This window comes from Bacillus sp. FJAT-47783, assembly GCF_022808615.1.
Classification (GTDB): domain Bacteria; phylum Bacillota; class Bacilli; order Bacillales; family Aeribacillaceae; genus Bacillus_BZ.
The window spans coordinates 25,730-50,459 of the sequence record NZ_JAKZKS010000019.1; the positions used below are offsets into that span (position 1 = coordinate 25,730).

Sequence of the window (24,730 nt, forward strand, 5' to 3'; positions counted from 1 at the left end):
GTCATTTTGAATAAAGTCAGTATCATTGAACGTTGTATTAAACAATTTCATGAAGAATCAAAATAAAGACCCAAAGAATGCTGTAAAATCAACATTCTTTGGGTCTATCTTTTTAGATTCCGGGGTGTAAATATTATTCGGACAGCCCCTTTATGAATCATTTGAAAACATAAATACTTTATGGTGCCAACGAATACTAAAAATTAACCCAATTGCAAACATACTTCCCATTATCGAGCTTCCACCATAACTAATAAATGGGAGGGGAATTCCCGTTATCGGGAGTAACCCGATAGTCATTCCAGCATTTTGGAAGGCGTGGAAAACGAATAAGCTAATGACGCCTGCACAAATATAACTATTAAACGCTTCATATGTTTCGAGTGATATTTTGATTAAATGGTAGATGAGTAAAAAGTAAAGACTTAGGACAATGCTTGTCCCAATAAATCCAAACTGTTCGCCAATGACACTAAAAATAAAGTCTGTATGGTTTTCGGGAATATATACTTGCCCTTTACCAATCCCTTTTCCTGTTATTTGTCCAGATCCAATTGCTTTTAATGAATTTACTAAATGATACGCTTCTCCACTTTTATAACCTTCTGGGTTTAACCAGGCATAAATCCGTCCAAATTGGTAAGGCTTAACATCTAAATATTTTTCTAAAATTTGCGGTGCTGCTAATACTAAATAAAGAATTGAAGATGCCGCTGCGAAAACGACTCCGGATATCGTAATAATAATTTTCCATGAGATACCAGAAACAAAAATTAACCCTGCTGTAATCGCCATCATCACAAGAGCCGTACCTAAATCCGGTTGCTTTATAACAAGTAAGATAGGGATAATAGCTGTTCCAATGATTTTAAGCAAAAGTCTTAAATCTGTTTTAATTGTACGATTCGTGTACAATTGGTTATGGTTCGTAATAATCGAGCTTAATAGAATAATTAAAAACACTTTTACAAATTCCGCAGGTTGAAATGAAAATCCAGGTAGTGTAAACCATGCTTTGGCACCATTTATTCTACGAGCGATACTTTCAGGTGCAACCATTAAAAATAATAGTAAAAAGATACCAAAACCATACATGTACCAAGCCATTCTCTGAATTTGTTCGGAATCGAAAAACATCACAACAGCAACAATACATGATCCTACTATATACCATATAATTTGCCTTAATAAGAAATTCTCACCGTATTGTCCAGATGTAAGCTGTGCACCATAGATGGCTATACAACTCACGCAAAACAGTAGAAAGATAATCGATGCCAATTGGTAGTCGAATCTTGATTGTTCTTTCTTGTTTGAATCCATGTTGTTCACCAACTTCTATAAAATTAAATAAGGCTGTTCTCTAAACTTTGTTGCTGTTTAAACATTGTCCTGTCCTCTATGCGCATTGTAGCATCTTAAGGTAAGAGGCCAGAAGTGGGATTTAACGCAACCTTCGATTGCCTCTATCCATACTTTATCATTTTAGGCAGCAACAATCTTTGAGATAAAAACCTTAAATAAAGACTGTTTTTGTTAAATTGTCGAATCAATTGAGAAATGTAAGAAGATAATCGTGCACCAATTAAAAAGTTCTTGATAGCCCCTCTTTATCATGAAAACCAACAGAAAAGGGCGGTCTTTTCGTCCAATATGTAGACGTAAAAAGAGCCGAAAAGGTTTCATCGTTCTTGTCACTTTTCATATAGTAGCATAATTTGCCCCATTTGCCCATGTGATAAATCGAATAAAATTGACAGTGAATCATATAAATATATTGTTCTTTTTACCCTAGAAATGGGAAGGCTTTGAAAGGAGTTTCGTATGAATTGTTCTGATTTACCAGCTCTTGTGTTAATGAATGTTCAAAAAGGGTATGATTTTATGGGATTTAAAAAGCGAAATGGTGTATATGCAGAGCATACTATGAAGCAACTCTTGCGATTATGGAGGGAGAAAGAATTACCGATTATTCATGTTCGATACGCTGATCAACATTATTTATCTCCATTGCACCGGATGAATGATGGATTCTCCTTTAAAGAAGGGTTTGAGCCAAAAGAAGGGGAGTTTCGCTTTATCTCATCTTATTATGATGTTTTGAAGCACCCGCCATTTCAATTAGCACTTCAAAAGCTTCAGACAAAAATGTTGATATTCATCGGGTTTTCACTTTCTCCTCATATCGATATGACGGCTAAATCATTAAAAGAGCATGGCTATATTCCATTTATTGTCCAAGATGCAACCGTTAGCTTTGAAAAACAATCTTTTGATCAACATTTAATAAGTGCAGATGACATTCATTATGCAACCTTAACGAATTTACATGAAACATTTGCAACCATCATAACAAGCTTTACGGCAAAACAATTTGCCCGTTCGACAGAGCCCGCTTTTACTTAGTGACAATATTCTTCCCACAAAATAAATGGAAAAACGGTTGTCCGTTTATTGCAGGCAACCGTTTTTATCATTTAATTGTGATTGAATTTGCTTGTTTTTGAATGAATTGGTGAATAATTTGATTTAAGGCTTGTGCTTGAAGTGTTGGAACTTGATGTTTTACATTTGAAACGTATACAACATCGACATCTTGAATACGTTCAATGAACGGGTCTTGATAGTGATGTACATAATGGTCTTCTTGTCCATAGATGAGTAAAACGGGTGATGTAATGTTTTGAAGTCGGTCTGTCGCGACATATTTTAGCCCGATTTGATACATTAGTAAAATCGTCTTTGCATCCGCCATCTTCATATATTGTTCAAGTTTTTGTTGAAAATCGTTTGTCGGTGCATGTGCTTTACTGATGACTTTCGCAAGTAACGGAATTCCTCCGAGTTTTGATGTCATAATCCCGAGCAAATACTCACTATGTAGCAAGACGGAATTGATTTCAGAAAATCCCCCTATTAAAATTAACCCCTTCACTTTTTTAGGATAGCGAATCGCAAATTCTTGCGCAATCGATCCCCCGTTAGAGTATCCGCATACGAATACTTCCGAAATCCCTATTTGCTGTAACAAATCATTGATATCATCTGCTAACGCTCGCATCGTAAATGACTGCTCATTTGTTGAACTTTTCCCATTTCCGCGTAAATCATAAAACAATAATTGATAATGTCTGCTTAACTTTCGTTGATAATAAAAAGTGACATGTCCCATACAAGGTGGATGAATAAACAGAATCGGTTCACCATGACCCAATTGCTCATAATAAGTGCGGATTCCATTTTGCATAGTTACATAAGCCAACATCATCACCACCTTTCCTTTAACGAACTCATTATGTCCGTAGTTTTTCATATTCTTTCGATTTCATACAATTGGTTATTAATGATTGGTTTTGATTATAAATGAAATAAAATGATTGAAATTTATCGATTTGTTTTTTATAATAAAATCAAGCGTTATACATGTAGGCGCTTCCAAGAGGTGGGGGATTTTATGATTACAGAACAAAGACAGCAAACGATTTTGAAATTATTAAAAGAAAAAGACATTGTTAAAATTCAAGATATTGTTGATGCGACAAACGCTTCCGAATCGACAATTCGACGTGACTTAACACAGCTAGAGAAAGGAAATTATTTAAAACGAGTTCATGGAGGGGCAACGAGGGTTACCGGAAAGCTAACCGAGCCTGATGTAAAAGAAAAGTCAACAAAAAACCTTGAAGCCAAAAAAGCAATCGCAAAGGCAGCGGCTGACTTAATAGAGGATGGCGATTGTATTTATCTCGATGCTGGAACAACAACATTACAATTAATTAATAACTTAACGAAAGATAAAGAAATTGTAGTTGTCACTAACGGATTAACCCATATTGAACCGTTATTAATGAATGGCATTAAAACCTATTTAGTAGGTGGCTATGTGAAGCCTCGAACGGGAGCACTTATTGGAAGCGGTGCGATTACATCCATTCAGCAATACCGTTTTGATAAGTGTTTCATTGGTGCAAATGGGATACATCCAGAGTTAGGATTAACAACACCTGATCCTGACGAAGCAGCGATCAAAAGAGAAGCCCTTCAGTTATCGAGAGAAAGCTTTATATTAGCGGATCATTCAAAATTCAATGAAATATCTTTTGCCAAAATCGCCAATATCAATCAAGCAACGATCATTACAAATAAAGCAGAGAATGAAACATTTAAACCGTTTGAAGCATTAACGACAGTAAAGGTTGTGGAAATATGATTTATACAGTTACGTTAAATCCATCCGTTGATTACATTGTTGAAGTCCCTACTTTTCAGCTTGGTCAATTAAATCGCATTCAACAAGATGCGAAATACCCAGGTGGTAAAGGGATTAATGTTTCCAGAGTATTAAATCGTTTTGAGGTAAAAACAAGTGCTTTCGGATTTGTTGGTGGATGGACTGGAAGCTTTGTCGAGGCTTCTTTAAGAAATGAAGGAATTAAAACAAATTTTGTCCATATAAAAGAGGATACGAGAATAAACATTAAACTGAAAACTGGAGAAGAAACGGAAATCAATGGACAAGGACCTATAATAAACGAAGAGGAAGTAACGGATTTTTTTGAAGCATTATCAAGTCTTAATGCAAATGACTGGTTAGTGATTGCGGGTAGCATTCCAGCGAGTTTACCGAACGATTTTTATGAAAAAATCACTTCTTATTGCCAAGAGCGTAATATTCAAGTCGTAATCGATGTATCTGGAGATTACATTCATTCCCTTTTACAATATAAACCATTCTTATTAAAACCGAATCATCATGAGCTAGGTGAATGGTTTAATGTCGACATTGATAGAAAAGAAGATGCAGTCACATATGGAAAAAAGCTAGTTAAAATGGGAGCTCAAAATGTCATCGTATCAATGGCTGGTGAAGGGGCCTTATTTTTAAATGATCACGTTACTTATTATGCTTCTCCACCAAATGGGAAGGTTGTCAACTCAGTTGGTGCTGGAGATTCCGTTGTTGCTGGCTTTTTAAGCGAATATACAAAAACAAAGGATGTAAAGCGTGCGTTTCAATACAGTATTGCATCTGGAAGTGCAACCGCTTTTTCTCTGGAGCTTTGCACGAAAGCAGAAGTTGAAAAGCTGTTGCCGGAAGTAAAAATAGAAGATTGGAAATGAGGGGAAACAGAATGAGAATTACACAATTATTAACAGTCGACACCATTCAATTACACCTTTCATCAAATGATAAAACTGGTGTCATTCACGAGCTCGTTGATGTGTTAGATAAAGCAGGGAAGCTTGAAAACGCAAGAGAATTTAATGATGCAATATTAACAAGAGAAAAACAAAGCACAACGGGTATTGGGGAAGGAATAGCCATTCCACATGCGAAAACAAAAGCAGTAAAAACTCCAGCCATTGCTTTCGGGCGTTCAAATAATGGGATTGACTATGAATCATTAGACGGTCAGCCTGCACACCTATTTTTTATGATTGCTGCGACAGAAGGGGCAAATGATACACATTTACAAGCACTTGCAAGACTCTCAACGATTTTAATGAAAGAGGAAGTACGGAATGAGTTATTAAGTGCCGAATCAAAAGAGGATATTCTTCACATTATCGACACTCATGATAAAGATGAAGAGGGTAGTAAAACTGAAAATCAACCAATATCACAATCTAATGAACTCATTCTTGCGGTAACAGCATGTCCAACAGGAATTGCTCATACGTATATGGCAGCAGATTCTTTAAAAGAAAAAGCGAAAGAAATGGACGTTCACCTAAAAGTGGAAACAAACGGTTCAGGCGGAGCGAAAAATGTATTAACAAAAGAGGAGATTGAACGAGCAAAAGCGATCATCGTAGCCGCCGATAAACAAGTAGAAATGGACCGCTTCAAGGGAAAACATGTGATCGAGGTACCGGTATCCGATGGTATTCGTAAGCCAAAAGAATTGATTGAAAAAGCGCTAAAGCAAGATGCCCCAATATATCAAGGAGATACACTAACAAATAAACAAAATGAGTCACCTCGTCAACAACGATCAGGAATTTATAAGCATTTAATGAATGGTGTATCCAACATGTTGCCGTTTGTTGTTGGTGGAGGTATCCTAATTGCTATATCATTCATGTTTGGTATTCATTCGGCTGATCCCAATGATCCTACCTATAATAAATTAGCAGAAGCTCTCATGACAATTGGTGGTGGAAACGCTTTCGGGTTAATGATTCCTGTTTTAGCTGGATTTATTGCTATGAGTATTGCAGATCGTCCAGGGCTAGCACCAGGTATGGTTGGTGGATTTATGGCAGCACAAGGGCAAGCTGGATTTTTGGGGGGATTAATCGCCGGGTTTTTAGCCGGTTATATTGTAATCGGTTTAAAGAAAGCGTTCTCTCGTTTACCTGAACAAATAGAGGGAATTAAACCGGTGCTTCTTTACCCGGTATTTGGAATAGGTTTAACAGGTCTCATTATGTTTTTTATCATTATCGATCCTGTTGCTAGTATAAATTTAGCATTGAAAGATTGGTTAAATGGACTTGGAACAGGAAACTTAGTTTTACTGGGACTTCTACTTGGTGGAATGATGGCAGTTGATATGGGGGGGCCTGTTAATAAAGCAGCATTTACATTTGGTATTGCGATGATTGAAGCAGGAAATTATATGCCACACGCAGCCATTATGGCTGGTGGAATGGTACCGCCTCTTGGCATTGCGATCGCAACATTCTTATTTAAGAAGAAATTTACAACTCGTGAAAGAGAAGCTGGTGTCACGAACATTTTTCTCGGATTATCCTTTATTACAGAAGGGGCGATTCCGTTTGCAGTGGCTGATCCATTGCGAGTTATTCCATCATTAGTTATTGGTTCAGCAACAGCAGGTGCATTAAGCATGTTGTTTCAAATTGGCTTACGCGCACCACACGGAGGTGCGTTCGTCATCGGTTTTGTCGACGGAAGCCCGTATTTATATGCATTAGCAATTTTAATCGGATCGATTGTAACAGCTATTTTGATTGGAGGATTAAAAAAGACAGTTCAAGAATAATAGAAAAATCACACGTGAACGAATAAGGTTTGCGTGTGATTTTTTATTTTTAAAAGTGGTCTAAAACATTGTATAGAGATGAGGGAAATTATTTGTGCAATTATAGATTTTTACGTGCAAATAAAGGTTGATAAATGCAAAAATCGGTCATCATGTGCAATTATTTTGAGATTCATGCAATTAAGGCTCGAGTTGGTGCAAAAGGTGACCATAGTGGTGCAATTAACTTTCAAACTGATGCAATAATCCTTTTTTGCACTCTTCATTACTCCATGACAAACGAAAAATGAAGAATAATACACTAGTTTTTTATTATTGGTAACGTTTTTCATAATGAAACAAGATCATTTCACGTCTTTATAAATTTTTATTTGAAACTGGCTTGTCCGATTTCAAGTATTGGTATGAGCCATTCTATTATTTATGTGACCGAAAATTAACTAGACAACAAAATGACTTGACCCTATTTGTAACATTTGTAACATTCACCCGTCTGTTTAATTAAACGCTAAAAAGGATGTGAGTGAATGAAAAAATGGTTCATTTGGCTTTTCGTCTTTGTAACATCCGTAATGATTAGTGCATGTAGTCAGAATGATTCAAAGGATAAAGGTAATGTTTCTGAACGAACTGAGGAAATGTCGTTGCAAGAGGGAAAAGTGGCGATCGATGATGTTCATTCAGTGGAAGAAGACATGGATCATTCTAAACAAGATTCGTTAGCTATGACGACAAGTGATCGTAAAGTGATGTACAATGCTCATATTCGTGCAGATGTGTCGGATCTTGAAAAAGTGAAACATACGTTGGAAAAAGAAGCGACGACATTAGGAGGGTATGTCGTTCAAGCGAATGTAACAGAAATGGAACAACAAATCGAAGGTTTTTTATCCTTTCGTATTCCACAAGGAAAAATGGAAGAATTCATTGATTTCATTCAAAAACAAGTAGACCACGTGTCTTCTGAACAAGTGTCTGGTATAGATGTTACGGAAGAATATGTCGATTTACAATCAAGACTATCATCCAAACAATCAGTGGAGAAACGACTAATAGAATTAATGGATCGTGCAGAAAAAATGGAAGATGTCCTTAACATTTCGAGTGAGCTTGCGAAAGTACAAGAAGAAATCGAGCAAATAAAAGGACGAATTCAATATTTAGAAAATAAAACCGATTACGCTACAGTGGATGTTTATTTATTGGAAGAAAAAGGAGCGGAAGTGGCTGCTGACAAACTGAATACGTGGGAAAAAGTGAAGAATCAATGGAATAAAAGTATTAATGGACTTTTATTAAGCAGCTCAAGCATCGCTGTATTCATTGTTGGAAATCTTCCTATCTGGATAATCATTGGGGGTGTGATTTTTCTTTTCGTGATAGGTCGGAAGAAAATATTTTCCAAGTTTACAAAAAATAAAAAAAGCGATCATGGTGAAAAATAGTAAAATATGATACAATAATAGCTGAATATTCGAATTATTAATAATATTAGGGGGATGGGAAATGCACGTACCACTTATACTAACACAATTTTTAGATCGTGCGGTTCGTTTATATGGGGAGAAAACGGCCGTAATTGATGGAGAGAAGCAACTCACGTACCAACAGTTAAATACACGAGTCCAGCAGCTTTCTCATGGCTTAAAGCAATTAGGGGTAAAAAAAGGAGATCGTGTCGCTTATTTAGCACCGAATACATTAGAAATGCTAGAAGGGTTTTACGGAGTGTTTCAAGTAGGGGCTGTCATCGTTCCTCTTAATATTCGCTTAAAACCGGAAGACTATTTGTTTATTTTAAATCATAGCGAAAGTAAAATTTTATTCGTTGATGCGGAACTATATCCCCTTATCGAACCAGTCAAAGAGGACTTACAATACGTCGAACAAATCATCGTTCAAAATGGGAAGCCGCAGCACGATGAAATCGAGTATGATGCTTGGTTAAATGAACAGCCTACGTCGTCCTTTGATCGTCCTATTCTGGATGAGGAAGATGTATGTAGCTTGTTATATACGAGTGGAACGACGGGGAATCCAAAAGGTGTAATGCTGACACATCGAAATAATTACTTACATGCACTGACGACAATGCATCATTTACGTGTAAATGAGAACGATGTGTACTTGCATATTTTGCCGATGTTTCACGTAAATGGTTGGGGGGCACCTTTCTATTATACAGGAAATGGTGCAACACATATTTGTTTACGAAAAGCAGCACCAGATCTTATTTTTGAAAAACTAACGAAATATCCTGTAACCGTGATGCATATGGCACCGACGGTTTTAAATAGCATAATTCAATATTATGATCATCATCAATTACAAGCGCGAGAAGGAGTTCGCGTCGTCATCGCAGGCTCTGCTCCGCCACCGCAATTTGTCAAGCGTGTTGAAAATGAATTGAAGTGGGAGTTTATCCAAGTATACGGAATGACCGAGTCCTCTCCTTTAAGCTTAGTGTCAACAATACGGTCACATTTAGGTGAGCTAACCGAAGATGAAAAGCACCGTATTAAAGCAAAAGCAGGTTATCCGATGATTGGAAATGAAGTGAAGGTTGTGGATGAGAATGGCGATGAAGTCAACTGGGATGGCAAACAAATTGGCGAAGTCGTCACTCGTTCAAATGGTGTTATGAAAGGATATTGGAAAAACGACGAAGCGACAATGGATACGATTCGAAATGGCTGGCTTCACACAGGAGACATGGCAACGGTTGATGAGTTTGGACATATCGATATCGTGGATCGCAAAAAAGATATTATCATAAGCGGCGGGGAAAATATCTCTTCGATTGAAGTAGAAGGCGTTTTATACGAACACCCTGCTGTTCAAGAAGCTGCAGTCGTTGCCATTCCAAATGAAAAATGGGGAGAGACACCTCATGCCTTTATCGTTTTAAAAAATGGAAGTACACATGTCACCGAAGAAGAAATCATTCAGTTTGCTAGAGATCATTTAGCTCACTTTAAAGCGCCGAAATCTGTTTCGATCGTAAAAGAATTGCCGAAAACCGCGTCCGGAAAAATCCAAAAGGTACAGTTACGGAAAGAGTTTTGGGAAGGAAGTTCCCGTCTAGTAAATTAATACAAGAAAAGAAGCCTGCTTAAATCCAAGCAGGCTTCTTTTAAACGGTATCATTTCTAATGTTGTGCACCTTCATCTTCATATGGCTCCCACGCAACTAAAACAACATCTAATTCTTTTTCCACTTGATTAATTTTCTCTTTTTGTTCTGACGATAACTGTGCTAAATGATAAGCGTCTCTCATAAAATCACCTCATCAATAAAGTGGATAAAATTAAGTGATTTTATTCCGATCAAATAAAAAAAACGCCAGGAAGTTCCTGACGTTATAACGATATATAGAGGGCTGTCGCAATTAGACTAATTGAAATGACCGCACTCAACCATTTTATCCACCGAGGCAATTCATCACTTCTGTTCACATTCAATTTCTTTTCTTGTTCTTTGACGACTTTTCGAAAATTTGGACTGCAGCATCCCATTACGCCACCACCATCGCATCGTCATCTAGTTGAAGATCGGATTTTTGTGCTTTTTTAGCACCGTTAAAGAATAATACAAGGATTGAGATCGTTACGATTGTTGCGACAATATATGCGATATTTAATGGGAGACCGAACCCGATTTGGGCATTTAAAATGTACGTAAAAGTCGCCATTGTCATAAATGTTCCAGGAACAAGCGCAATCCAGTAGTTTTTCTTTGCTAAGAATAAATACATCGCGCCGACCCATAAAGCGATAACGGCTGTCGATTGATTAGCCCAAGAAAAGTAACGCCATAATAAGGTGAAATCAATTTTCGTCAAAACAAAGGATACCGCAAACAGTGGTAAAGCAATCCATAAACGACTTGTGATTTTCTTTTGTGATATATTTAAGTAATCGGCAATGATCATACGTGCTGAACGAAAGGCCGTATCTCCAGATGTAATCGGTAAGATGATGACACCAATTACTGCGAGCGTTCCACCTACCGCTCCTAACATCATCGTTGCGACTTCGCTAACGACAGCAGCAGGACCACCAGATGCTAATACTTCATTTAATCCGACGGAACCATTAAACAAGCTCATCGCCGCCGCAGCCCAAATCATTGCAATAATTCCTTCTGCAATCATCATGCCGTAGAAAATTTTTCGTCCATGTCTTTCAGCTTGAGTCGTACGAGAAATAATCGGTGTTTGTGTTGCGTGAAATCCAGATAAAGCCCCACAAGAGATCGTTAAAAATAAGAGTGGGAAGATAGGTGCATGATCTGGATGGAAGTTTTCAAGCGTTAATTCAGGAATCGGAGCACCTTTAATAATTAAAGAAGCACCAACTCCAACCGCACTAATTAACAGTAATGCCCCAAAAATCGGATAAAAACGACCAATGATTTTATCAATCGGCAGTAGTGTAGCTAAAATGTAATAAAGGAAAATAAATCCGATAATGACTGTGATGGAAAGCCAGCTGCTCGTTAAGTTATGAATTAATCCAGCTGGGGCTGTGACGAACACCGTTCCAACGAGTAGTAGTAATAAGATCGAGAACGCGTTTACAACATGCTTCATCACTTTTCCTAAAAACTTACCTGCCAGTTCCGGTAAATGGGCACCGTGGTTGCGAATGGAAATCATCCCCGTTAAATAATCATGCACAGCGCCTGCAAAAATACAGCCAAAGACAATCCATAAGAAGGCAACAGGTCCGTATAAAGCGCCCATAATGGGGCCGAAAATCGGTCCAACCCCGGCAATATTCAATAGCTGAATAAGTGAGTTGCGCTTCGTTCCCATCGGTAAATAATCGACGCCATCTTGGTGAGAGTAAGCTGGTGTTTGTCTCGAATCGTTAACTCCAAATACTTTTTCAACAAATTTTCCGTACGTAAAATAGCCGACAATTAATAAAATGATACCGAATATAAACGTATACATAACGACTCCCCCTGTTCATAATGTGTATGCGTTTACATAAATCGTACCAACAAATCTGACATTTTTGTGAAAATTTTGTCTAACATGTAGACAATTTGTATTAACATGTATGAAAACGTTTTTAAGATGCAGATAAATGAAAATTGATCCATGATATAGATGTGAGGACATTCACTATTACTAAAAGTGGAAAAGTTTGATAAAATAAATAGAGTATTCTAAAAATAGAAAATGTTTATTTCGTTCTTTACCATTAGCGATAGCTGGTGGAGAAATAAGTTGGAAAAATGATAACGGTTAAAGGGCCATAAGGTCGTCCTGTAGGGGAAAACGTTATTTTATAACGATGCAAGGGGGAATGATGATGGAGAAACTGACAGAACAGGAAGTAATAAGACATTTAGAAGAAGTGCCGAATTGGAAACGAGTCGATGAGAAGTGGATTGAAAGAAAGTACCGCTTCCGCGACTATTTAGTAGGAATTAAATTTGTCGAACAAATTGCGAATGTATCAGAAGATGTGAATCATCATCCTTTTATTTCGATTGACTATAAACTCATTCGTGTGAAATTATCTTCTTGGAATGCAAACGGTTTGACGAAATTGGATTTTGATTTAGCGAAACAATATGATGCATTGTATGAACAGATAATGAATGAAAAGTAACGGTAATTAACACCTTTCGATGCAAAACACCGTCTCATTCGTTGAAGACGGTGTTTTGCATGAAGAACAACTATAAACCTTCAAAGCGTCTATCGGGGGACCGTAATGCTACATAGGCTGATTTCAATTCCTTGTCCATCTCGATTTCAAAGACGATAACTTGATCCGGAATTTCTCTTGGAATCGTAAACGTTTGATCATGAAGTCGTTTTTTAATCTTTTTTTCAGGGTGAATATAGTGAACATAAATCGTAGGCTTTTCTACAAAATTGTCCACTTTTACGTTAATTTCGTCATCTACTGATCGGTCAAATTCTACCATCCCAATTTCATCTAAAGGGAGTAGATATGGTTCAATCTCATTTGCACAACCTCCTGATGACGTATAACAATAATGCCCTTCTATATCATTAAACGATTCTCCTCCAAATTGTAACGTAACAGTCGGATACCCATGTTCACGAATCCTTTTTTTGACTGTATAACTTTCTAAACTCGGATATAAATAGATACCTACTATGATAAGCATAATCAATAGTGGGGCGATGAAAGAGGTCCATTTTCGCCGCCTCCACACGATCAGCTCGTCAAACAGAAAAACGCAAAAAGCACAAAAAACGACGAGCATCTCTAATCCACCTAAAATATACAAGCCGATTCCGTAGGCAGGTATAAGGTGGATCGCAAAGTTCGCAAGCGTTTGAACATTTCTCGGTATAATGTTTTTCACAATAACGTACGAAAACAAATTAACAGGTACACTAAAAATGAGAAAGATGCAGACGAAATAAAAGGAATAAAATCCTAGAGCTGCTATTATATGAAGCAGCAGTAAATGAATGGGTTGCTCTTCTCCGCTCATGGTCTCGGGGAGAACGAGTAGTGAGAAAATGGTAAAAGATAAAAGAATGGAGTACAAAATAACACGTGTTTTTTTCCAAACCATAAATATCCCTCTTTCTATAATTCCAACCGTTCCCGTAGTGCTTTCACATAATTTCGGCTCACAGATAGCTTTTCTTTCACTCCTTTTAATTCAAGCTGATAGGCACCGTTAAACCATGGAATGAGACGGGATACATACTGTAAATTCACAAGATAGCTTTTATGAATACGGAAAAAAGAATGTGGAGCTAATCGGGCTTCTAATTCTTTTAACGGTGTTTTCACTTCGTATTCTGAATCTTGACCGACAATTTTTGTCACGCGCTCTTCTCGGTATATGTAGTAAATGTCGGCTGGATTCATATAATGAATTTGTTCATCACCTTCAATCGCTAGTTTTGATGGTGAGGGTTCTGATTGGACTGGCTTTTCATTTTGCATTCTTTTCTTTAAACGGTCAATGGTTTCAGCGAGCTGATCTTCCTCATACGGTTTTAATAAATAGTCAATCGCTTCATAACGAAAGGCTTCTGCTGCAAAGTCGGGATAGGCGGTAGCGAAAATAATGAATGGCACCTTTTTTAACTCTAAAAGTGACTTGGCTACTTCCATGCCATTCATCTTTGGCATTTCGATATCTAAAAAGATGCAATCAGGCTGATGTTGAATCGTTTTCATAATGGCCGACTCGCCTGAATCAGCTTCAGCAACAATTTGAATGGCGGAATATTGACTTAGCAAATGTTTTAATTCATCTCGACTATACCTTTCATCATCTACAATTAACACGGATATTACTTTTGTCAATCTACTTCACCTCCGTATAAGTCATAAATTATGAATGAGACAGTTGTTCCTTTATTTGGCTCACTTTCGATGTGGAGTGCAGACTTTTCACCGAGCATCATCGTGAGTCTCCGGTTTACATTATACAAACCTAGGCCAGTCCCTGTTTTAGAATCCAAAATTCGACTTCCAACAACATTCATCGTTTCTTCGTCCATTCCTTCTCCATTATCTTGAACAGAAACGAATGTACGGTCCTTCATTTTTTTTATGTGAATCGTAATCACACAGTTTTTTTCTTTATTTTTGAATCCGTGCTTCAAAGCATTTTCGACAATAGGCTGTAATGTGAGCGGTGGGATGGGCGTATGTAACGTTTTTTCGTCGATTTGGAAATGGACCGTTAACTTGTCGATAAATCGTGCTTGTTCAATGGATAAATAGGCCTTAGTATGCATTAATTCATTTTCAATGGTCGTCCAGTCTTTCGTCGTTCCTGATAAATTTTGGCGGAAAAACTTTGACAACTCAATTAATAATCGTCTTGCTTCATCCGGGTTTGTCCGAATTAAAGAAATGATAATATTCATTGAATTAAATAGAAAGTGAGGACGGATTTGCGCTTGAAGTGCTTTAATTTCCGCTTCCTTCGCTAATTGTATGGCAGCTTCTGCTTCCGCTAGCTCAAGCTGTTGGCTTAACAGGGCGCTTAAACCACGAATTAACTCTAGTGTGATGTGAGAAATTTCGCTTCTTGAGCGAAAATAAAATTTTAACGTTCCGATCGTTTTTCCTCTTTGTTTAAGAGGAGCGATGACGACAGCACCTAATGGACAATCAGACTTTGTACAATGAATGTCATCCTTTTGCAACACCATCATTTTACCATGTTCAAGTACTTTTTTCGTTGCACTTGTTTGGATCGGAAAATTAGGTTTATGATGATCATCAGCTAAACCAACATGGGCTAAAATAATTTTGTCATTTGTCATCGAAATAGCCGACGCATCAACTTGTTTAAAAATGATTTGGCATACTTCTTTCGCCGATTGTAATGTTAGTCCTTGACGTAAAAACGGAACCGTTTGTTCTGCTAGCTTTAAAGATTTTTGCGTAACAACAGCACCAGCTTTTTCTTCTTCTTTTAATACGCTTTGGATAATAAGGAGGAAGAGGGCAGTGCCGAGACCATTTGCAACAATCATTGGAAAGGCTATTTCTTCCACGAGTGAAACAGCGAGATCGAACGGTTGTGCGATCAGAACAATTAAGAGCATTTGAACAGCTTCGGCAAATGCTCCGACTAACAAGGCGGTAAATAATCGTATTTGCGTCAGTTTCTTATGGAAAAAAGAAGCGATGATGCCAGCAACGACAGCCGACACCCCACATGCAAGTGCGGTGTATCCACCTAAAGAAAAGCGATGAATACCAGCAATAAGTCCAGCACCGATTCCCATTCGAAACCCACCGAAAAGACCGGCAATAATAATGCCGACGACGCGAGAATTTGCGATGGCTTCAGATTGCTGAAGATTATTTACCCAGCGATCGTATTCATGTGTCTCAGCGTTCAACGCAATCCCTGTATACGTACCAATAATGCCAAAAAGTCCAAAAAATACAATAGCAATCAATTGTTGTTTTGATGATACTTTTTCAGAGCGGATCATTTGCCGGAAAAAACGAAACCGCGTCATAATAAAGGCAACCGTTACGATGATCCCGATTCGCTCTAACATCGTTAACAATAAAATGAACATATCGTTTCGCTCCTAAGGTGTTCATAATAACAAATAGCCCCATTAGTAAATGGGGGACATCATTCTTAACTATTTTACCATGTTGGAAACTTTTAGCGAAAGCGGGGGAGAAAGAGGTTAGGAAACTTTGGAAAGGAAGTAAAGAAGAGAGCAGAGCAGGCTTGCGAATATGATCTGAAAGATAAACCGTTGAACACGACTTTTCATGAGTTGCTTCGTTCGTTTAATCGCCATCATTCGTTCTTCAGTCACGAAAAATCCCTCCTTCATACATCATTATATGAAAGGAGGGACATTGTATGACAAGCTTATGTTCGTTCACTGAAAAGAAGGTTCATCCCTACGACTGCAAATAGTACACCTTTTCCATAATGAATCATCGGTAATAGGAAAGGAGAGCGGTTTAATAAAGTTCGAATTTTACTAGAAAGTGCAGAAAACAGTGTAAATAAAAGAATGGCTTGGATGATAAAGATGATTCCGAATAGAAACATATCGAGTTTCATTGTCGCACTTGTAGGTGAAACAAATTGTGGTAAAAAGGCTAAAAAGAATAGGGAAACTTTTGGATTGAATATATTCATCAAAATCCCTTTTTTATAGAGGGATCGATATGATTGCTTTTGAACATGTAATTCGTCCGTCCTTGTCTGTTTTCCTTCTTTAAAGGCTTGGTACGCTAAATAGATTAAATAAATAGCTCCCAATATTTTAATGATTTGAAAAAGGAGGCTTGATTGATACAATACAGCAGAAAGTCCTAAAGCTGCAAAGGTTGTATGGGCGATCAATCCTGTGCAAAGTCCAAGCGATGTGCTAAATCCAGCCCGAAAACCGTAGGACATACTTTGTGAAATGACAAATAAATTGTCTGGCCCTGGAGCGAGTGTTAATAATATAGAGGCGCCAAGAAAAGCAAGAAGTATAGATCCATCCACTTATTATACCTCCAATCGTAAAATATTCGTCCGTTGATTACCAAAGCGGCTCTTCTTCCTTCGAAAATGAGAAGAGAAAGGGGTTCAATGCTAAAAAGATAACACTTAAAAGAACATAAAAGCTTAACAGGAAAGAGAACGGTGCTTTCGTTAATGTCAACAATAAAAATACGAAGACTAATAAGCTATTAAAAAATGAAATTCTCATTCTTGCTTTTCTCGTTACATATTGAACGGTTCCACAATGCGGGCATCGGATCGGTTTACTCATGGAGAAAACGTTTTTAAGTAATGATTTGTAGGAAAATGAATTTTGACATTTACAACATGATGGTCGCATCCGAATCACTCCTCTCTAAAATGTTATACGAATAGTTTTCCGAAATGTTCCATTTATTTGAATGATAATACAATTAGGACTATATGACAATAAGTGATAATGACAAAAATAGTGGGGATTCTACTTTATATGATACTTGAGGTGGTGATTCAAATGTTCGAAAAAGATCAAAATGAAAAGATAGCCAATGCTAACATGGAAATAAACGCACGTTTGGACGGAAGAAGGAAAGCGAACGAAGAAATTGAAAGCGAAGATCATCAACGGAATAAAAAGGAAGAAACACCGACTCCGCCAACGTATTTAACCCATAATACAGCAGCTATTCAAATCAATAAAGATGAATAAATATAGGGTGCCCTTTACTACATTCGGACACCCTTTCATCAAGTATAAAGATTAAAACGCCCAATTCCCTTTGCGGAAAATAGGAACGGTCGTGCCGTCAGCTAAAATACCGTCAATGTCCATTTCTGCTGAACCAATCATAAAATCAACATGTGTGATGCTTTGGTTTAAGCCGTTTGCTTCAAGTTCTTCATCAGACATCGTTTTGCCACCTTCGACGCAGAAAGAATAGGCACTTCCAATTGCTAAATGGTTCGATGCATTTTCATCAAATAATGTATTATAGAACAAAATGTTGGACTGCGATATAGGTGACTCATGCGGAACGAGGGCAATTTCACCTAAATAATGGGAGCCTTCATCCGTTTCCACTAACTTTTTCAAAATTTCCTCGCCTTCTTCCGCTTTCACGTGTGTGATGCGACCGTTTTCAAACGTAATAGTAAAATTGTTAATAATGTTTCCACCATAGCTAAGCGGTTTTGTGCTCGTGACATATCCGTTGACACCATCTTTTTTCGGAACTGTAAACACTTCTTCTGTCGGCATATTTGCCATAAATTCAACGCCTTGTTCATTCACGCTGCCTGCCCCAACCCAAATATGCTTCTCTGGTAAATCAATCGTTAAATCTGTACCAGGTGCTTTATAATGTAATGTTTGAATACGTTTTTCATTTAATACATGTACTTTTTCGTGTAATGATTGATCATGTTGTTTCCAAGCTCCAACGGGATTCTCTAAATCAACACGAGTCGCCTTAAATATGGCATCCCAAAGTTTTTTAACACGTTTTTCTTCAGGCTCATCAGGAAAAACTTTTTGAGCCCAATCTTCGCTCGCCGCTGCAATCACTGTCCAGCTCACTTTATCAGACTGTATGTATTTTCGGAAAGTATGTAATGCTTTACCCGCTGATTTTTGGAAGTTCGAAATCCTTTCACCTTCAATTCCTTTTAAAAGGTCAGGACTTTGTGATGTTACCGAAATAAAGGCAGCTCCACGTTTTGCTAGCTCTTCACGCTGAAGCTTTTTCCACTCAGGGAATTGTGTAAATGCTTCACTATCTGCTTTTTCATATGTCACACGTGTGATCACATCATCAGACCAATCAACATGCACATATTTTGCCCCAGCGTCATAAGCTTTTTTTGCTATTTCTCGAACAAGATCAACGGCTTGAATACTAGCGGTAATTAATAATTCTTGGCCTTTTTGAATATTTACGCCTACTTTCACGGCAAGCTCTGCGTACTTTTCTAGCTTTTCCTGAAATGTTGTCATCGATCATTCTCCTTTTTTATGAATTCACATCTATTGTAGCAAAAAATGAAAAGGCGTTCATTTCCTTCGTTTAATGAAACACAGTAAATTGCGGCTTTGTCGGATGATCGATAACCGTTGCATCGTTAGGAAATGAGCGTATTTTATGATACAACATAAAGTCTCCGATACAACCTGAAATAAGAATGGAACTTAATAAAGTGACCGCTGGAAGATTAAATGACAAACCAACGAGAAGTGGGAGCACTCCTGTTGGAATAAACGGTAACAGAAGCGATTTTTTCATAGCGGGAACAGGAATCGCTTTTTTCGTATGAGCATAGGCTACGAGCAGTTTTGCATTAAACCCGCATTTCATTTCGTCCCATTGTACGCCTCCAAACATTTTAAAGCCTAATAAATGAATAAATTCATGTAAGACAACAAATCCGATAAAGCCTATTAAAAACAAAATAAAACCGCTGAAAGTAATTGTAAACAACAAATCACCATTTATAGCAACATGCAAAAACATCGATAAAGCCATAATGATGATACTGAAAATAGTACCGATAATATTTACTTTAACTATTGAAACGTTTACAACTGACTCCTTCATGACAATCCCTCCCCTAATTTTATTACGAATCAAATGTGAAAAACGTTTCAAATAACGTTAAATTAAGATCGTTAAAAATCAAGAAAAAGTAACTGATTACTACCAGGAAAATGAATGTATGTAGTTAAAAAGGATGCGCTCAAAATGAGGCGCATCCTTTTCCTATTTTGCTGCTTTTTGTAGTTTATGAATATATTGGAGTGCTTTTCCTGTTCCGATGGCGACAGCTTCTAACGGATTTGAGCTGACATGAACAGGGACAAAGATTTCATTGCTTACCCATTCTTCCATTCCTTTAAGCAAAGCGCCACCGCCTGTTAAAATAACCCCTCTGTCAACGATGTCACCGCTAAGTTCAGGAGGACAGTCTTCTAATGTAGCACGGATCGCTTCTAAAATGTGGAGTAAGGATTCTTTCATCGCATCGCGAATTTCAATGGAGTTTAGTGAAATCGTCTTCGGTAATCCAGTTACTAAATCACGGCCGCGAATTTCGATCGATAAAGGTTCATGGTCGACAAGGGCATAGCCAATTTCCATTTTTATTGTTTCTGCCGTACGTTCTCCAATTAATACATTATAGTTTTTGCGCACATGCTGAATAATATCATCATCAAGACGGTCACCAGCGATTCGAATGGAGTTAGCTGTGACAACACCGCCAAAGGAAATGATGGCAACTTCGGTTGTTCCACCGCCAATATCAACGACAACATTGGCTGTTGGTTCATCAACTGGAAGGCCTGATCCAATAGCTGCGGCGACAGGCTCTTCGATTAAATGAACTTCTTTTGCTCCAGCATTTTTCACTGCATCGGAGATTGCCCGCCTTTCTACACTCGTTGAACCAGAAGGTGTACATACAACGACAGTCGGTTTTCGAATCGCAAAGCCAAGATGCTTTGCAGCTTTTTTCATAATCGCTTTTAACATCTCAGTTGTGACATCATAATCAGCAATGACGCCATCTTTTAGTGGACGGATCGCCACAATCTTACCTGGGGTTTTCCCAATCATATGTTTTGCTTCTGTCCCGACAGCAAGCACTTGCTTTGTATCCGTATCAATGGCCACGACAGAAGGTTCATTTAATACAATTCCTTTTTGTTTACTGTAGACTAAAATATTAGCCGTCCCTAAATCAATACCAATTTCTAAATTTGAAAACATAAAAAGACTCACCCAATTCATTAAAGTTTTAAACCTCTCATACAATTCTCGTCTCGACATTTATTTTCGGGGGTTCAATGAAAATCGACATCTTTCTGTAATGGTTTTAATCATCTTGAAATACTCCTTATAGCTTAAGGTTGTAGTTATTTCCATCATTTACCCGTTAGCACATTATTTCAAACAAGGCAAAAAGCATGAAGACGTATTGGGAATTCCTTCTTTAAAAAATTTGACAGTGAACAATACTTCGTAGTACATGTAAATAGACCTTTTATTAGAAATGAGGTGAAATAATGAAAAAGAACGAAGCAAATAAAGATAAAAGGTTTGTGATTGCTCATCGGGAGGCGCTTTTTGGTATTGTCCTCGTTGTTTTCAATTTTCTTTGGTGGTTTGGATTTGCTTACGGCTTAGGCTCTAAAGATGTTTCCAACTATCAATATGTGTTCGGATTCCCTGCATGGTTTTTTTATAGTTGTATCGTAGGGTTTATCGTCATGCTCATACTTGTCATCGTAGTTGTGAAGAAATGGTTTACTGAAGTACCTTTCAATGAACAAGCAGAAAAAGGAGATCATCTTAAATGAATTGGGAAATAATTATTCCACTTATTATGTTTCTCATCGTTATTTTTGGCATTGGCATTTGGGCAAGCCAATTTCTTAAATCGTCAAATTCATTTTTACAAGAATATTTTTTAGGCGGGAGGCAAATTGGCGGCTTCATATTAGCCATGACAATGATTGCAACGTATGGTAGTGCCTCGAGCTTTATCGGTGGACCAGGTGTAGCTTATACACAAGGATTAGGATGGGTATTGCTCGCCATGACGCAGCTGGCGACAGGTTATTTCGTGCTAATGATTCTTGGAAAGAAATTTGCTATCGTTACACGGAGATATAAGGCTGTTACACTGATCGATTTTTTAAAAGAACGTTATCATAGTAAAGGTGTTGTGATCCTTTCGGCTATAAGTATTATCGTATTTTTATTTTCGGCAATGGCAGCGCAATGGGTTGGCGGTGCTCGTTTAATCGAGTCACTCACTGGACTTTCTTATACGTCTTCATTATTCATTTTTGTCATTTCTGTTCTCGTCTATGTAACGATCGGTGGCTTTCGAGCCGTTGCCTTGACAGATGCTGTACAAGGAACGGTTATGTTTGTTGGCACCTTTATTCTCCTTGTCGCAACGATTATCGCAGGTGGAGGAATAACAACGATTATTTCTGACCTAGCCCAAGAAAATCCAAACTTAATTAGTCCGTTTGGCGCTGAAAAAAGCTTAACGCCTTTATATGTATCATCCTTTTGGATATTAGTTGGAGTCGGAGTCGTCGGATTACCTCAGGTGACGGTGCGGGCGATGAGCTATAAAAATTCAAGAGCGATGCATCGCGCGATTATTGTTGGGACAGCTGTTGTCGGGTTTATTATGTTAGGAATGCATCTCATAGGCGTTTTTGCTCGTCCAATTTTACCGGGAATTGATGTTGGCGATAAAGTTATGCCATTAATTGCAATGGAAGTATTGCCAGCATGGTTAGCGGGGATTGTACTTGCGGCTCCAATGGCTGCGATTATGTCAACGGTCGATTCGCTTTTGCTTTTAGTAAGCTCGACGGTTGTGAAAGATGTGTACGTAAATTACATCAATCCAAGTGCTACGAGTGAAAAAGTGAAGAAAATGAGTTTTACTGTAACAATGGTTTTAGGGATTACGGTCTTTTTCATAGCATTAAGTCCACCTGATCTTATCATTTGGTTAAATCTCTTTTCATTCGGGGGATTGGAAGCGGCGTTCATATGGCCAGTTGTACTAGGTCTTTATTGGGAGAAAGGGAATAAATACGGTGCGATGATGTCCATGATCATTGGGGTAGGGTCTTATATTATATTTGACAGGTTTTATCCAAATGCTCTCGGAATGCATACAGTCGTTTTACCAATTCTTTTCTCACTTATTTCATATATCTTCGTTAGTTACGTAACGTCAAGCGTTCAACATATACGTTTTGCCTCTCATAAAAAATGAGAGGCTCTTTTTTTTGCCAATACATGAGTAAAAATGTGCAAAATGCACATATTAAAACTGCTTTTTAAAATGATCACATTAGGGAGGTCGAACAATGAAACAGAAATTGATGTTCTTACTCATGTCGGCTCTTTTTTCTTTAGGTGCGTTATCTGCTTGTAATGTAGATAACAACAACGAAATGCTTGACCCAGAAGAAATAAGGTATGAACCTGTTCGCTATGACCGTAACATCGATCGGGATAATGACACAAGAGGTCCAGATATCGACACAGACCCTAGAGATGTTCGTGACCGAGGAGAGCCTGATACACCGTTTAATATGGATGAAGAAGAACCAGATTTAGATGAAGAGCCATCAGAAGAACGCCGCGGCATGTAACATTGATGATTGTTGTCATGGAACAAAAAGAAAAGACTCCAACATTATACAGCTGTTGGAGTCTCTTCATTAGCCATGGTGCATAGTGGAAGTCTATGGAGGGTAATTTCAGGACGGCTTCCGACACGAATATTTACACCCGTTTGCCCGAGTCCTTCACTAATGTAAAATGGTTTCCCATCATAGTAATGCAGACCTTTTACCATATTTAAACGCATCATTTTTCTGCCTAATTTTGCAAGATGATACGGCTTTGGCCAATGAATTTGGCCTCCGTGAAAGTGACCTGATAAAAGATAATCAAAATGATATTCTTTCATGTTTAAGACAAGGTTTGGGTCATGTGTCAAGACTAAATGATATCCTTCTTTTAAATCCTTATATGACTTCGATAAATCGCTTCGATTTGTACTAGCATCATCCACACCAATAATATTTACACGTTTTCCATGCACCATAATGGTGTCATGTTCATTTTGCATCGCTTTACAGCCATATTGTTCCAGTGTCTGTTTTAAAACGGCAAAATCTTTTTGTCGTAAAACATAATCGTGATTTCCAAAAACGGCATACATACCATATTTGGGGTTTAATTGATGGAACGATTGTAAATATGGAACTAATTTCGGAATGCTACGTTTACGATCTAAAAAGTCGCCTGTTAGCGCAATTAAATCTATTTTTTCATGCTTTAACTTCCTGTATAACTGTTGTGGTGTAATCGAAATGTTTTCAAGGTGCATATCGGAAATGTGCAAAATGTTTAACTTAGGTGCGTGAAAATTGCTCGTTTCGCGTTTGGATAAATCCACATCGTTTATAACAACGTGCTTAGTATTTTTATAAGCTTTATAGATCAGAAGAACGAAAATAGTTAAAATAAAAATAATGAAAAATACATTCATTATATCCTCTCCCTATATCTCATTATAGAGTATGGGAAAGGATATCGTTACAGGTAATGGATGGAGGGATTTCCAAACCGAGTGATTCATAGCTAATTTCCATATTTGTTAACGAGCATTTCTTTTGACATCAATAAATATTTAGGCGGTTGTTTTTTCATTGATACCGGTTTGGAGGACGATAATACACAAATGGGTAGAAATGAAATAAATTTAAACCATTTGTAAAAGGGGTTCGCCATATCAAATACTTCAAAGCCAAGATATTTAGATCCTTTCGTTAATGTTGTAATCCCAATAATTCCTTTTATTGTATCTTTTTTTTCGTGCTGTTGAATAAAATTCACTAGCTCTGGAAGTGAATTTTCAACGCATTTACGAATGAATCTCCCTTTTCTTACTTCATTTTTAATATGTTTCATTTCATTCATTAAGCGAACGTTGTGTAAATGAATTTTGACTAAAAAATCATTTTTTTTAATTTCTGTTCCATCAGACAAGGTGACATCTCTTCCTTTATAGCGAGTCATCCTGACACGTAACATATTTGTTTTTCCATCCGTGGTTTTTTCTAAATAAGTGAGGCGAGTAAAAAAATAATAGATTGGATCAAGAAAATTCCATACCGATAATAAATAAGCTCTCATCTTTCTGCTGA

Annotated in this window: 26 protein-coding genes; 11 read left to right on the top strand and 15 right to left on the bottom strand. The window is 37.6% G+C overall.

Features of this window, described 5'->3' with window-relative positions:
- Positions 1-150 precede the first annotated feature (150 nt).
- Positions 151-1,323: a rod shape-determining protein RodA gene (gene rodA, locus MLD65_RS13020; protein ID WP_243292306.1), complete on the bottom strand. Its 1,173-nt coding sequence runs from the start codon at positions 1,321-1,323 to the stop codon at positions 151-153.
- A gap of 501 nt (positions 1,324-1,824) precedes the next feature.
- Between rodA and MLD65_RS13025 the strand changes: the two genes are divergently transcribed.
- Positions 1,825-2,406 carry an isochorismatase family protein gene (locus MLD65_RS13025; protein WP_243292307.1) on the top strand — a complete coding sequence of 194 codons (582 nt, stop codon included), beginning with the start codon at positions 1,825-1,827 and terminating at the stop codon, positions 2,404-2,406.
- A 67-nt stretch (positions 2,407-2,473) separates the two neighbouring features.
- Here MLD65_RS13025 and MLD65_RS13030 read toward each other — a convergent pair whose 3' ends face one another.
- On the bottom strand, positions 2,474-3,268 hold the full coding sequence (locus MLD65_RS13030; protein ID WP_243292308.1) for an alpha/beta fold hydrolase: 795 nt from the start codon (positions 3,266-3,268) through the stop codon (positions 2,474-2,476).
- Between the two features lie 186 nt (positions 3,269-3,454).
- On the opposite strand from MLD65_RS13030, the gene MLD65_RS13035 reads away from it, so the two are divergent.
- The 5 genes from MLD65_RS13035 to MLD65_RS13055 all read left to right on the top strand — a co-directional run bounded on the left by MLD65_RS13035 (position 3,455) and on the right by MLD65_RS13055 (position 10,103).
- Positions 3,455-4,210 (top strand): DeoR/GlpR family DNA-binding transcription regulator, encoded by a 756-nt coding sequence (locus MLD65_RS13035; RefSeq protein ID WP_243292309.1) that lies wholly within the window; start codon positions 3,455-3,457, stop codon positions 4,208-4,210.
- Positions 4,207-5,121: a 1-phosphofructokinase gene (pfkB, locus tag MLD65_RS13040; protein WP_243292310.1), complete on the top strand. Its 915-nt coding sequence runs from the start codon at positions 4,207-4,209 to the stop codon at positions 5,119-5,121. Before MLD65_RS13035 ends, pfkB begins: the two co-directional genes overlap by 4 nt.
- Before the next feature lie 11 nt (positions 5,122-5,132).
- Positions 5,133-7,010, top strand: coding sequence for a PTS fructose transporter subunit IIABC (locus MLD65_RS13045; protein WP_243292311.1), 1,878 nt, complete (start codon positions 5,133-5,135; stop codon positions 7,008-7,010).
- A gap of 527 nt (positions 7,011-7,537) precedes the next feature.
- Positions 7,538-8,455 carry a DUF4349 domain-containing protein gene (locus tag MLD65_RS13050; protein ID WP_243292312.1) on the top strand — a complete coding sequence of 306 codons (918 nt, stop codon included), beginning with the start codon at positions 7,538-7,540 and terminating at the stop codon, positions 8,453-8,455.
- Between the two features lie 61 nt (positions 8,456-8,516).
- Complete coding sequence (locus MLD65_RS13055) at positions 8,517-10,103, top strand: long-chain-fatty-acid--CoA ligase (RefSeq protein ID WP_243292313.1); 1,587 nt, start codon at positions 8,517-8,519, stop codon at positions 10,101-10,103.
- A 56-nt stretch (positions 10,104-10,159) separates the two neighbouring features.
- Here MLD65_RS13055 and MLD65_RS18140 read toward each other — a convergent pair whose 3' ends face one another.
- Positions 10,160-10,288, bottom strand: a complete 129-nt coding sequence (locus MLD65_RS18140; protein ID WP_279326076.1) for a hypothetical protein — start codon at positions 10,286-10,288, stop codon at positions 10,160-10,162.
- 237 nt (positions 10,289-10,525) lie between these two features.
- Positions 10,526-11,968 (bottom strand): carbon starvation CstA family protein, encoded by a 1,443-nt coding sequence (locus MLD65_RS13060; RefSeq protein WP_243292314.1) that lies wholly within the window; start codon positions 11,966-11,968, stop codon positions 10,526-10,528.
- Positions 11,969-12,332: 364 nt separating this feature from the next.
- On the opposite strand from MLD65_RS13060, the gene MLD65_RS13065 reads away from it, so the two are divergent.
- The gene (locus MLD65_RS13065) at positions 12,333-12,635 is read left to right on the top strand and encodes a 4a-hydroxytetrahydrobiopterin dehydratase (RefSeq protein ID WP_243292315.1); all 303 of its coding nucleotides are present in this window, start codon (positions 12,333-12,335) and stop codon (positions 12,633-12,635) included.
- A 70-nt stretch (positions 12,636-12,705) separates the two neighbouring features.
- On the opposite strand, the gene MLD65_RS13070 is transcribed toward MLD65_RS13065, so the two are convergent.
- From MLD65_RS13070 to MLD65_RS18445, 6 genes are all read right to left on the bottom strand, one after another.
- Positions 12,706-13,581, bottom strand: coding sequence for a hypothetical protein (locus MLD65_RS13070; RefSeq protein WP_243292316.1), 876 nt, complete (start codon positions 13,579-13,581; stop codon positions 12,706-12,708).
- 14 nt (positions 13,582-13,595) lie between these two features.
- A complete protein-coding gene (locus MLD65_RS13075; protein WP_243292317.1) occupies positions 13,596-14,327 on the bottom strand; it encodes a LytR/AlgR family response regulator transcription factor in 732 nt (243 codons plus the stop codon).
- Positions 14,324-16,069 carry a sensor histidine kinase gene (locus MLD65_RS13080; RefSeq protein ID WP_243292318.1) on the bottom strand — a complete coding sequence of 582 codons (1,746 nt, stop codon included), beginning with the start codon at positions 16,067-16,069 and terminating at the stop codon, positions 14,324-14,326. Before MLD65_RS13080 ends, MLD65_RS13075 begins: the two co-directional genes overlap by 4 nt.
- Positions 16,070-16,186: 117 nt before the next feature.
- Positions 16,187-16,321, bottom strand: a complete 135-nt coding sequence (locus tag MLD65_RS18145; protein ID WP_279326077.1) for a hypothetical protein — start codon at positions 16,319-16,321, stop codon at positions 16,187-16,189.
- A gap of 56 nt (positions 16,322-16,377) precedes the next feature.
- Complete coding sequence (locus MLD65_RS13085) at positions 16,378-17,007, bottom strand: LysE family translocator (RefSeq protein WP_243292319.1); 630 nt, start codon at positions 17,005-17,007, stop codon at positions 16,378-16,380.
- 37 nt (positions 17,008-17,044) lie between these two features.
- Positions 17,045-17,347: a TIGR04104 family putative zinc finger protein gene (locus tag MLD65_RS18445; RefSeq protein ID WP_481748526.1), complete on the bottom strand. Its 303-nt coding sequence runs from the start codon at positions 17,345-17,347 to the stop codon at positions 17,045-17,047.
- 153 nt (positions 17,348-17,500) lie between these two features.
- On the opposite strand from MLD65_RS18445, the gene MLD65_RS13090 reads away from it, so the two are divergent.
- Positions 17,501-17,695, top strand: coding sequence for a hypothetical protein (locus MLD65_RS13090; RefSeq protein WP_243292320.1), 195 nt, complete (start codon positions 17,501-17,503; stop codon positions 17,693-17,695).
- 51 nt (positions 17,696-17,746) lie between these two features.
- On the opposite strand, the gene MLD65_RS13095 is transcribed toward MLD65_RS13090, so the two are convergent.
- The 3 genes from MLD65_RS13095 to mreBH all read right to left on the bottom strand — a co-directional run bounded on the left by MLD65_RS13095 (position 17,747) and on the right by mreBH (position 20,747).
- Positions 17,747-18,979, bottom strand: coding sequence for an aminopeptidase (locus MLD65_RS13095; protein WP_243292321.1), 1,233 nt, complete (start codon positions 18,977-18,979; stop codon positions 17,747-17,749).
- Positions 18,980-19,049: 70 nt separating this feature from the next.
- Positions 19,050-19,577 (bottom strand): DUF3267 domain-containing protein, encoded by a 528-nt coding sequence (locus MLD65_RS13100; protein ID WP_243292322.1) that lies wholly within the window; start codon positions 19,575-19,577, stop codon positions 19,050-19,052.
- Positions 19,578-19,739: 162 nt separating this feature from the next.
- Positions 19,740-20,747: a rod-share determining protein MreBH gene (gene mreBH / locus MLD65_RS13105; RefSeq protein ID WP_243292323.1), complete on the bottom strand. Its 1,008-nt coding sequence runs from the start codon at positions 20,745-20,747 to the stop codon at positions 19,740-19,742.
- A gap of 296 nt (positions 20,748-21,043) precedes the next feature.
- Between mreBH and MLD65_RS13110 the strand changes: the two genes are divergently transcribed.
- From MLD65_RS13110 to MLD65_RS13120, 3 genes are all read left to right on the top strand, one after another.
- Positions 21,044-21,337, top strand: a complete 294-nt coding sequence (locus MLD65_RS13110) for a YhdT family protein (RefSeq protein ID WP_243292324.1) — start codon at positions 21,044-21,046, stop codon at positions 21,335-21,337.
- Positions 21,334-22,785 carry a sodium/pantothenate symporter gene (panF, locus tag MLD65_RS13115; protein WP_243292325.1) on the top strand — a complete coding sequence of 484 codons (1,452 nt, stop codon included), beginning with the start codon at positions 21,334-21,336 and terminating at the stop codon, positions 22,783-22,785. The genes MLD65_RS13110 and panF overlap by 4 nt, the downstream gene beginning before the upstream one ends.
- A gap of 94 nt (positions 22,786-22,879) precedes the next feature.
- Positions 22,880-23,167, top strand: coding sequence for a hypothetical protein (locus MLD65_RS13120; RefSeq protein WP_243292326.1), 288 nt, complete (start codon positions 22,880-22,882; stop codon positions 23,165-23,167).
- A 44-nt stretch (positions 23,168-23,211) separates the two neighbouring features.
- Here the strand turns inward: MLD65_RS13120 and MLD65_RS13125 are convergent, their stop codons facing one another.
- Both MLD65_RS13125 and MLD65_RS13130 read right to left on the bottom strand, forming a co-directional pair.
- Positions 23,212-24,072 carry a metallophosphoesterase gene (locus MLD65_RS13125; protein WP_243292327.1) on the bottom strand — a complete coding sequence of 287 codons (861 nt, stop codon included), beginning with the start codon at positions 24,070-24,072 and terminating at the stop codon, positions 23,212-23,214.
- A 92-nt stretch (positions 24,073-24,164) separates the two neighbouring features.
- Complete coding sequence (locus MLD65_RS13130) at positions 24,165-24,719, bottom strand: YkoP family protein (protein WP_243292328.1); 555 nt, start codon at positions 24,717-24,719, stop codon at positions 24,165-24,167.
- Positions 24,720-24,730: the final 11 nt, after the last annotated feature.

What these genes read in the sequence shown, in the direction of transcription:
- MLD65_RS13080 (WP_243292318.1), bottom strand. Translation starts at nt 16,069, where the DNA reads ATGTTCATTTTATTGTTAACGATGTTAGAGCGAATCGGGATCATCGTA.
- MLD65_RS13055 (WP_243292313.1), top strand. Translation starts at nt 8,517, where the DNA reads ATGCACGTACCACTTATACTAACACAATTTTTAGATCGTGCGGTTCGT.
- MLD65_RS18140 (WP_279326076.1), bottom strand. Translation starts at nt 10,288, where the DNA reads ATGAGAGACGCTTATCATTTAGCACAGTTATCGTCAGAACAAAAAGAG.
- MLD65_RS13035 (WP_243292309.1), top strand. Translation starts at nt 3,455, where the DNA reads ATGATTACAGAACAAAGACAGCAAACGATTTTGAAATTATTAAAAGAA.
- MLD65_RS13130 (WP_243292328.1), bottom strand. Translation starts at nt 24,719, where the DNA reads ATGAGAGCTTATTTATTATCGGTATGGAATTTTCTTGATCCAATCTAT.
- MLD65_RS13100 (WP_243292322.1), bottom strand. Translation starts at nt 19,577, where the DNA reads ATGAAGGAGTCAGTTGTAAACGTTTCAATAGTTAAAGTAAATATTATC.
- MLD65_RS18445 (WP_481748526.1), bottom strand. Translation starts at nt 17,347, where the DNA reads ATGCGACCATCATGTTGTAAATGTCAAAATTCATTTTCCTACAAATCA.
- MLD65_RS13050 (WP_243292312.1), top strand. Translation starts at nt 7,538, where the DNA reads ATGAAAAAATGGTTCATTTGGCTTTTCGTCTTTGTAACATCCGTAATG.
- MLD65_RS13120 (WP_243292326.1), top strand. Translation starts at nt 22,880, where the DNA reads ATGAAACAGAAATTGATGTTCTTACTCATGTCGGCTCTTTTTTCTTTA.
- rodA (WP_243292306.1), bottom strand. Translation starts at nt 1,323, where the DNA reads ATGGATTCAAACAAGAAAGAACAATCAAGATTCGACTACCAATTGGCA.
- MLD65_RS13125 (WP_243292327.1), bottom strand. Translation starts at nt 24,072, where the DNA reads ATGAATGTATTTTTCATTATTTTTATTTTAACTATTTTCGTTCTTCTG.
- MLD65_RS13030 (WP_243292308.1), bottom strand. Translation starts at nt 3,268, where the DNA reads ATGATGTTGGCTTATGTAACTATGCAAAATGGAATCCGCACTTATTAT.
- MLD65_RS13110 (WP_243292324.1), top strand. Translation starts at nt 21,044, where the DNA reads ATGAAAAAGAACGAAGCAAATAAAGATAAAAGGTTTGTGATTGCTCAT.
- MLD65_RS13025 (WP_243292307.1), top strand. Translation starts at nt 1,825, where the DNA reads ATGAATTGTTCTGATTTACCAGCTCTTGTGTTAATGAATGTTCAAAAA.
- MLD65_RS13045 (WP_243292311.1), top strand. Translation starts at nt 5,133, where the DNA reads ATGAGAATTACACAATTATTAACAGTCGACACCATTCAATTACACCTT.
- panF (WP_243292325.1), top strand. Translation starts at nt 21,334, where the DNA reads ATGAATTGGGAAATAATTATTCCACTTATTATGTTTCTCATCGTTATT.
- MLD65_RS13095 (WP_243292321.1), bottom strand. Translation starts at nt 18,979, where the DNA reads ATGACAACATTTCAGGAAAAGCTAGAAAAGTACGCAGAGCTTGCCGTG.
- MLD65_RS13070 (WP_243292316.1), bottom strand. Translation starts at nt 13,581, where the DNA reads ATGGTTTGGAAAAAAACACGTGTTATTTTGTACTCCATTCTTTTATCT.
- MLD65_RS13060 (WP_243292314.1), bottom strand. Translation starts at nt 11,968, where the DNA reads ATGTATACGTTTATATTCGGTATCATTTTATTAATTGTCGGCTATTTT.
- pfkB (WP_243292310.1), top strand. Translation starts at nt 4,207, where the DNA reads ATGATTTATACAGTTACGTTAAATCCATCCGTTGATTACATTGTTGAA.
- mreBH (WP_243292323.1), bottom strand. Translation starts at nt 20,747, where the DNA reads ATGTTTTCAAATTTAGAAATTGGTATTGATTTAGGGACGGCTAATATT.
- MLD65_RS13065 (WP_243292315.1), top strand. Translation starts at nt 12,333, where the DNA reads ATGGAGAAACTGACAGAACAGGAAGTAATAAGACATTTAGAAGAAGTG.
- MLD65_RS13090 (WP_243292320.1), top strand. Translation starts at nt 17,501, where the DNA reads ATGTTCGAAAAAGATCAAAATGAAAAGATAGCCAATGCTAACATGGAA.